7 protein-coding genes are annotated in these 6,948 nt (G+C 67.0%); 5 read left to right on the forward strand and 2 right to left on the reverse strand.

The genetic code is table 11. The features are described 5' to 3' along the window. Nucleotides 1-18: 18 nt before the first annotated feature. The 5 genes from MLGJGCBP_RS32495 to MLGJGCBP_RS32515 all read left to right on the forward strand — a co-directional run bounded on the left by MLGJGCBP_RS32495 (nucleotide 19) and on the right by MLGJGCBP_RS32515 (nucleotide 5,264). Nucleotides 19-1,257, forward strand: coding sequence for an NAD(P)/FAD-dependent oxidoreductase (locus tag MLGJGCBP_RS32495; RefSeq protein ID WP_160100785.1), 1,239 nt, complete (start codon nucleotides 19-21; stop codon nucleotides 1,255-1,257). Between the two features lie 11 nt (nucleotides 1,258-1,268). Continuing rightward, nucleotides 1,269-1,589: a 2Fe-2S iron-sulfur cluster-binding protein gene (locus tag MLGJGCBP_RS32500; RefSeq protein WP_160100787.1), complete on the forward strand. Its 321-nt coding sequence runs from the start codon at nucleotides 1,269-1,271 to the stop codon at nucleotides 1,587-1,589. 77 nt (nucleotides 1,590-1,666) lie between these two features. Then, nucleotides 1,667-2,437 carry an SDR family NAD(P)-dependent oxidoreductase gene (locus MLGJGCBP_RS32505; RefSeq protein WP_160100789.1) on the forward strand — a complete coding sequence of 257 codons (771 nt, stop codon included), beginning with the start codon at nucleotides 1,667-1,669 and terminating at the stop codon, nucleotides 2,435-2,437. A 50-nt stretch (nucleotides 2,438-2,487) separates the two neighbouring features. Beyond that, nucleotides 2,488-3,846 (forward strand): MFS transporter, encoded by a 1,359-nt coding sequence (locus MLGJGCBP_RS32510; protein ID WP_160100791.1) that lies wholly within the window; start codon nucleotides 2,488-2,490, stop codon nucleotides 3,844-3,846. Nucleotides 3,847-3,857: 11 nt separating this feature from the next. Next, nucleotides 3,858-5,264, forward strand: a complete 1,407-nt coding sequence (locus tag MLGJGCBP_RS32515) for an aldehyde dehydrogenase family protein (RefSeq protein WP_160100793.1) — start codon at nucleotides 3,858-3,860, stop codon at nucleotides 5,262-5,264. 69 nt (nucleotides 5,265-5,333) lie between these two features. Here MLGJGCBP_RS32515 and MLGJGCBP_RS32520 read toward each other — a convergent pair whose 3' ends face one another. Together MLGJGCBP_RS32520 and MLGJGCBP_RS32525 are read right to left on the reverse strand one after the other, a co-directional pair. Then, the gene (locus MLGJGCBP_RS32520; RefSeq protein WP_160100795.1) at nucleotides 5,334-6,455 is read right to left on the reverse strand and encodes a CaiB/BaiF CoA transferase family protein; all 1,122 of its coding nucleotides are present in this window, start codon (nucleotides 6,453-6,455) and stop codon (nucleotides 5,334-5,336) included. Nucleotides 6,456-6,483: 28 nt separating this feature from the next. After that, nucleotides 6,484-6,948 (reverse strand): AMP-binding enzyme (locus MLGJGCBP_RS32525; protein ID WP_160100797.1); only part of this gene is annotated, 465 nt, incomplete at its 5' end.

A 6,948-nucleotide genomic window follows, 5' to 3' on the forward strand; every position in this document is an offset into this window, starting at 1 on the left:
CGCACGGAAGGCAGCACAATGTCCACACCCATCGTTGTCGTCGGCGCCGGGCACGCCGGTGTCCACACCGCGTCGCGTCTGGTCGAACTCGGATACCGTGGTGAGCTGATCCTGATCGACGAGGAAGACGGTCTCCCCTACGAGCGGCCGCCCCTCTCGAAGGACGTGCTCGCCAGTACGGAGTCGCATGAGCCGCCCGCGCTCCGGAAACAGGACTATTACGAGGACAAGGGAATCCGGCGAATCGCCGGGTCCGCGGTGACCGCGGTCGACCGATCCGCGCGGGAGGTCTGCCTGGCCGACGGCTCCACGATTCCCTATCACCGACTCATCCTGGCCACGGGGTCGCGGGCACGGACACTCGACGTTCCCGGCGCAGCGCTGCCCGGCGTGCAGGTCTTGAAGACCCGCGCAGACGGCCGCAATCTGAAGGCGATGCTGCGCCCCGGCGTGCGGTTCGTGATCGTCGGTGCCGGGTACATCGGGATGGAGGTCGCTGCGGCGGCAGTGAAATCCGGCTGCAGCGCAACCGTACTCGAGTATCAGGGTCGATCGATGAGCCGTGTTACGTCGGAAGATGTGAGTCGCTACTTCGAGGACCTTCATGTTGCGGAGGGAGTCCGGTTCGCGTTCGGTAGCTCCCTCGAAAGGATCGAGGGGTCGGACCGGGTCGAAGGCATCGTCACCAGCGACGGAGAGACGATCCCCGCAGACGTCGTCGTGGTGGGAGTCGGTGTGCTACCCAACCAGGACCTCGCCGAGGCGGCCGGACTCGACTGTTCCGACGGAATCGTCGTCGACGAGCACGCCCGCACCTCCGATCCCGAGATCTACGCCGTCGGCGACGTCACCCGTTTCACCTGCCCCCGCGAAGGTGTCAGCATGCGCCTCGAATGCGTTCAGAATGCAATGGCGCAGGCAGACAGCGCTGCTCGCCACATACTGGGTCTCGACGCCGCGGTCGCGGAGGTGCCGTGGTTCTGGACCGTCCAGCACGGTGTCCGACTGCAGACCGCCGGGGTGCGCTCGCCGGAAGACCAGGTAGTACGGCGCGGCGATCCTGCCGACGGCAAGTTCGCGGTTCTCTACTTGCGCGACGGTCGCCTGGCCGCACTGGACACGATCAATGCGCTCGGCGACTTCGCCGCGGGAAAGAAGCTCATCGCCGCCGGTGCCCGGCTCGATCCCGTACTCGCTGCAGACCGAGCGGTGAAGCTGGCGACCACCCGAACCGACGATCTCGCTACATCACGTTAGGAAATCACGACATGTCCAACAACATCACCGTCATCGACCGTGCGGGATCGCCCAGCCAGGTGGAGTGGGAACCCGAGCAGACCCTCATGGAAGCTCTGCGGGACAATGATTTTCCACTCCTGGCTTCGTGCGGCGGAACCGCGTCCTGCGCCACCTGCCATGTGTACCTGGAATCGGAGGTCGTCGCGGAACTCGGCGAGCGCTCCGAGGACGAGATCGAACTCCTCGAGGAAGCCGAAGGGTTCGACGCGGATACGTCACGACTGTCCTGCCAGGTTGCGCACGCTCAGTCGCTCGACGGAATCACCGTGACGCTTGCGCCGGAGGAATGACCGGATCGGCAAAGACCGACCGGCCCTTCGTGCGAAACGAACAACCGTGACAGACGAACAACTTTGAGGAGATGGCGATGAGATTGCAAGGCAAGCGTGTGGTCGTGACCGCGGCCGCGTCGGGAATGGGCCAGGCCGGGTGCGAACGGTTCGCGCGGGAAGGCGCCCGGATCGCGGCAGTCGACCGGGACGAAGCCCGGTTGAAGGAGGTGGTCGACGGAATCAACACGGCGGGCGGCAACGCACAGGGATTCGTCGCCGATCTGTCCGACGCCGACATCGCCGGGACCGTCGCCGACGACGCGATCGCATGGCTCGGCGGAATCGACGTGCTGTGGAGCCACGCGGGAATGCCCGCCCCCGGCGACGTCGAAACCCTCGACCTCGACGAATTCCGGACCGCCACGGACGTGAACCTGACGCAGTCGACGGTGATCGCGGCACGCGCGATCACGCACATGCGACAGCAGGGGAGCGGCTCGATCATCTTCACCGCATCGACCTCCGGACTCGTCGGGTCCGCACTGAGCCCGGTCTACTCCGCACTGAAGGCGAGCGTCATCGGTCTGGCCAAGGGATTGGCCGTGCGCTACGCGACCGATGGTGTCCGCGTGAACGCACTGTGCCCGGGACCGGTGGCGACTCCGATGCTGTACAACGACTTCATGAAGGTCGATGCACGGTTCTCCCAGGAAGAGAACGAGAAGCGTGTCGTCGCCGGTGTCCCACTCGGCCGTGCCGGTCAGCCCCGTGAGATCGCGGATGCCGCGTTGTGGCTGGCCTCGGACGAGTCGTCCTTCGTCACGGGGATCGCGCTGCCCGTCGACGGCGGCCTGACCGCACGATAGTCCGGCTGCGCCGTTCACTCTCTTCATTTCCCACTTCGATCGGACGATGTATGAGCACACTCGACGTTTCCGCGCACACGAGCGCTCCGGACAAGATCACCAAGGTCACCCGGGCCGGCGCGATCGGCAACTTCATCGAGTTCTACGACTTCACCCTGTACGGGTTCTTCGCAGTCACCATCGCCACACTGTTCTTCCCGCAGTTCGACAGCGTGGCGGCTCTGCTCTCGACGTTTGCCCTGTTCGGCGTCGCGTTCGTGATTCGTCCGATCGGAGCGGTCGTCTTCGGGCACGTCGGTGACCGCTGGGGGCGCAAGCGCGCGTTGATGATCGCGGTTCTTCTGATGAGCGCCGCCACCGCGGCCATCGGCGTGCTGCCGACCTATGCGGCGGTCGGCGTGGCGGCACCTGCACTCTTGCTCGTGTGCCGACTGTTGCAGGGCTTCTCGGCGGGCGGAGAGCAGAGCGGAGCGTTCGTCCTCGTAGTCGAGCAGTCCGCGATCGGCGAACGCGGCAGGAACGCCTCCAAACTCGTCGTGTCGATCGTTGCGGGGGTGTGCTGCGCCGCCCTGGTCGTCCTGGTCGTCTCGGCCCTGACGACCGACCAGCAGATGGCCCAGTGGGGCTGGCGTCTGCCGTTCCTCCTGTCGGCTCCGCTCGGCGTCCTCGGCTTCTACCTCCGCATGAGCATCGAGGACTCCCACGACTTCACCGCCGCCCGAGCGAACTCCGAGCCGGGAACGCCCGCGCCTCTCGCGCAGGCCTTCCGCACGGTTCGCCGCCAGATGTGCACCCTCCTCGGATGGGTCGCCATGCAATCCGTCGCCGGCTACATCCTGGTCGGATTCATGATGTCCTACCTCGTGAAGTTTCAGAACTACCCGATGTCGACGGCCCTGACGATCGTGGTCGTCGGTCACCTCGTGGGGATCGGGCTGATCGTCGGCATCGGCCGGTGGGCGGACCGCATCCAGCGCAAGACACTGGCGGTGTCACTCGCCGCGGCCCTGGCGATCGCGGTGGTGCCGGCCTTCATTCTCCTGCGGCACGGCGTCGTCGCCGCGACGATCGGAATCTCCTTGTACGCCACCACCGCGTACTCCCTGCTGATCGTGTCGGCACTGGCAGTCGTCGAACTCTTTCCCGTCGAGGTGCGGTACTCGGCCAGCGCACTCCCGTTCCAGATCAGCTACGCGGTGTTCGGCGGTGCCGCACCATTCGTCTCCACCTGGCTGGTCGCGGAGGTCTCCACCATCGCACCCGCGTACGCACTCGTGTTCTTCGGGATTCTCGGAATCGTCGTTGCGGCGATCGCGATTCCGAACCTGCCGACCCGCCCGGACGGCGGCGCCGACGGAACTGCGGCTGACTGCGAACCCGGTGCGGGCACAACCATTCACGCCAACTAGAGGAACTTTTGATGAACGACTTCGCCCTGCTGATCGACGGCGCTCTCGTGCCGGGCTCCACGGAGCTTCCGGTCATCGATCCCGCCACCGAGCAGACCTTCAGCGCGGTCCCTGCCGCCTCGCCCGAGCAGCTGGACCGGGCCGTGGCCGCGGCCGGAGCCGCACACCCGAGCTGGGCAGCTACCCCGGTCGACGAGCGGCGGCGGATCGTGTCGCAGATCGCCGACACCATCGCGCAGCACCGTCAGGAACTCGCCGGCATCCTCGTCCGCGAACAGGGAAAACCGCTCGCCGCCGCGTTCGGGGAGGTCGACACAGCGGTCGAGTACATCCGCTACTTCGCCGGCCTCACCCTCGAACCGGAAGTGATCGACGACAGCGAGCTGCGCCGGGTCGAGATCCACCGCGTTCCGGTGGGCGTGATCGGCATCATCGTGCCGTGGAATTTTCCCCTGCTCCTCCTGGCGTTCAAGCTCCCCGCCGCCCTGCTGGCCGGCAACACGATGGTCGTGAAACCCGCCCCGACGACCCCCGCGGCCACCCTCCACCTCGGTCGGCTCATCGCAGGCATCGTCCCCGCCGGTGTGGTGAACATCGTCTCGGGTGGCCCCGAGCTCGGCCCGCACCTCTCGGCGCATCCGGGACTGCAGAAGGTCAGCCTGACCGGTTCGACGGAAACGGGCAAGAAGGTGATGGCTGCGGCGGCGGAGCGCCTGACCCGGGTGACCCTCGAGCTCGGCGGCAACGACCCGGCGATCGTCCTGCCGGATGCCGACGTCGACGAGGTCGCCGAGAAGGTCTTCGACGCCGCCTTCGGCAACAGTGGGCAGATCTGTCGCGCGATCAAGCGAATCTACGTGCACGCGGATCTCTACGACCGATTCTGCGACGCACTTGCTGCCCGTGCGGCGAACGCGATCGTCGGCAACGGCATGGAACCGGGAACACAGTTCGGACCGGTCCAGAACCAGGCCCAGTTCGACCGCATCAAGGAAATCCTCGCGGACGCGGAGTCCGCCGGAAAGGTCATGCCCGGCGGAGGAGTCGTCGACGGTCCCGGCTATTTCGTGCGACCGACGATCGTCCGGGATATCGACGAGTCGTCACGCCTGGTCGTCGAGGAACAATTCGGCCCCGTGGTCCCGGTGATGCCCTACACCGACATCGACGACGTCGTGGCCCGCGCCAACGACAGCGAGTTCGGCTTGGCCGCGTCGGTCTGGTCGACGGACATCGACGCCGCCACCGCGATCGCTCACAGAATCTCGGCGGGAACCGTGTGGGTGAACAAGCACAGCGATCGGACGCCGGACGTACCCATCGCCGGCGCCAAGCAGTCCGGCATCGGCACCGAACTCGGTGTCCTCGGGTTGCTCGAGTACACCCAGATCAAGGTGATCAACGTAGCGCGCGGATAGCGATCCGGCGCCTCGAGCCCGTCCGGTCAGGGACTGATGTCCCGACCGGACGAGCTCGTTTCGGCGTGGCTACCGCACGTCCCACGACGCGAGCACGCTGCGGGAATCGTGGTCGCCGGGCGTGCACGGTGGTGTGACGGCGGCCGCCGGCGTTCGCGAAAACCGCGGTGCGGGAGCGGGCTGGCGGATCCCGGCGACGTCGACATAGGTTCCGCGCTCGCGGAGGTGATCGTCGTCGAGGGATTCGGTGAGAGACAGAACGGGCTCGACGCAGGCGTCGGTGCCCTGGAACAGGGTTGTCCATTCGTCCCGGGTACGAGTCCGGAACCGTGCCGCGATTCGGTCGCGGAGTTCGGGCCACGCCGACCTGTCCCGCCGAGAAGGCAGTTCCTCATCCGGCGCGAGAATCTCGACGAAGGCGTCGTAGAACTTCGGTTCGATCGCACCGACAGTCATGTGCTTGCCGTCGGCGGTCTCGTAGACCGAATAGAACGGGGTACCGCCGTCCATCAGGTTGGACTGCCGCCGGTCCGTCCACCGGCCGGCGTCGAGCATCCCGTACAGCAGTGTGCCCATATGCGCGGCGCCGTCGACGATCGCGCCGTCGACGACCTGTCCCCGGCCGCTGCGTCGGGTCTCGTGCACGGCCGCGAGAATGCCGATCACGAGATACAGTGCACCACCACCGAAGTCGCCGACGAGAGCGAGCGGGATCTGAGGGCGTTCCTCACCGCCGATGGCGTGGAGGAGCCCTGTCCCCGCGAGGTATCCGACATCGTGGCCGGCGGTCGCTGCCTTCGGGCCCTCCTGGCCCCAGCCGGTCATCCGGGCATAGACGAGCCGCGGATTGACGGCGTGCAGATCGTCGGGGCCGATGCCGAGCCGCTCGGCGGCACCGGGACGCGAGGATTCGATCACCACATCGACACGGCCCGCGAGTTCCTTCACGGTCGCGAGGTCGGCGTCGTCCTTCACATCCAGGCAGATCGACCGTTTCCCGCGGTGGAGGATCTGCGACCCGTCCCGCGGCGGGCGGTCGCGCGCTGCCGGTCGCTCGATGCGTACGACGTCGGCGCCGAGATCGGCGAGAGTCATTGCCGCGAACGGCGCCGGTCCCATACCCCCGAGTTCGAGAACTCGGAGGCCGGCGAGGGGACCGGTCGACCCGGTGTCTGGGGGAGGGGTCGTCATGGGAAGCGCCGATCTATTGGGTGGGTTGTCAGTTGTCGATCTCGATGAGGTCGGTGGCGCCGCGTTCGAGCCACATCGCTTCGACGTTGCGGCGGATCACCTTCCCGGACGCGCTGGTGGGGAGCATGTCGTTGCGCAGCCACCAGCGGGTGGGAATTTGGAAGCGGCCGAGCGTTTTCGCTGCGTGGGCGCGGAGGTCGTCGGTGCTGACCGGGATGCCGCGGCGGACGGTGACGGCGGCGGCGACCTGTTCGCCGAGTTCTGCGTGTGGCAGTGCCACCACGATCGCCTCGGCGACCGCGGGGTGGGTGGTCAGGGCGGCGGCCACGTGGGCGCAGGAGATGTTTTCCCCGCCCCGGATGATGATGTCCTTCGACCGGCCGCTGAGGTAGAGGTAGTTGTCGGCGTCGAGGCGGCCGAGGTCGCCGGTGTGCAGCCACCCGTCGGTGTCGACGAGGGAGTCCAGGTCGGGGTCGACGTACCCGCTCATCAG

The sequence above is a fragment of the Rhodococcus sp. T7 genome, assembly GCF_009872365.1.
Classification (GTDB): domain Bacteria; phylum Actinomycetota; class Actinomycetes; order Mycobacteriales; family Mycobacteriaceae; genus Rhodococcus_F.

Coding starts and splice junctions, on each gene's coding strand:
- MLGJGCBP_RS32495 (WP_160100785.1), top strand. CDS start 19: ATGTCCACACCCATCGTTGTCGTCGGCGCCGGGCACGCCGGTGTCCAC.
- MLGJGCBP_RS32500 (WP_160100787.1), top strand. CDS start 1,269: ATGTCCAACAACATCACCGTCATCGACCGTGCGGGATCGCCCAGCCAG.
- MLGJGCBP_RS32505 (WP_160100789.1), top strand. CDS start 1,667: ATGAGATTGCAAGGCAAGCGTGTGGTCGTGACCGCGGCCGCGTCGGGA.
- MLGJGCBP_RS32510 (WP_160100791.1), top strand. CDS start 2,488: ATGAGCACACTCGACGTTTCCGCGCACACGAGCGCTCCGGACAAGATC.
- MLGJGCBP_RS32515 (WP_160100793.1), top strand. CDS start 3,858: ATGAACGACTTCGCCCTGCTGATCGACGGCGCTCTCGTGCCGGGCTCC.
- MLGJGCBP_RS32520 (WP_160100795.1), bottom strand. CDS start 6,455: ATGACGACCCCTCCCCCAGACACCGGGTCGACCGGTCCCCTCGCCGGC.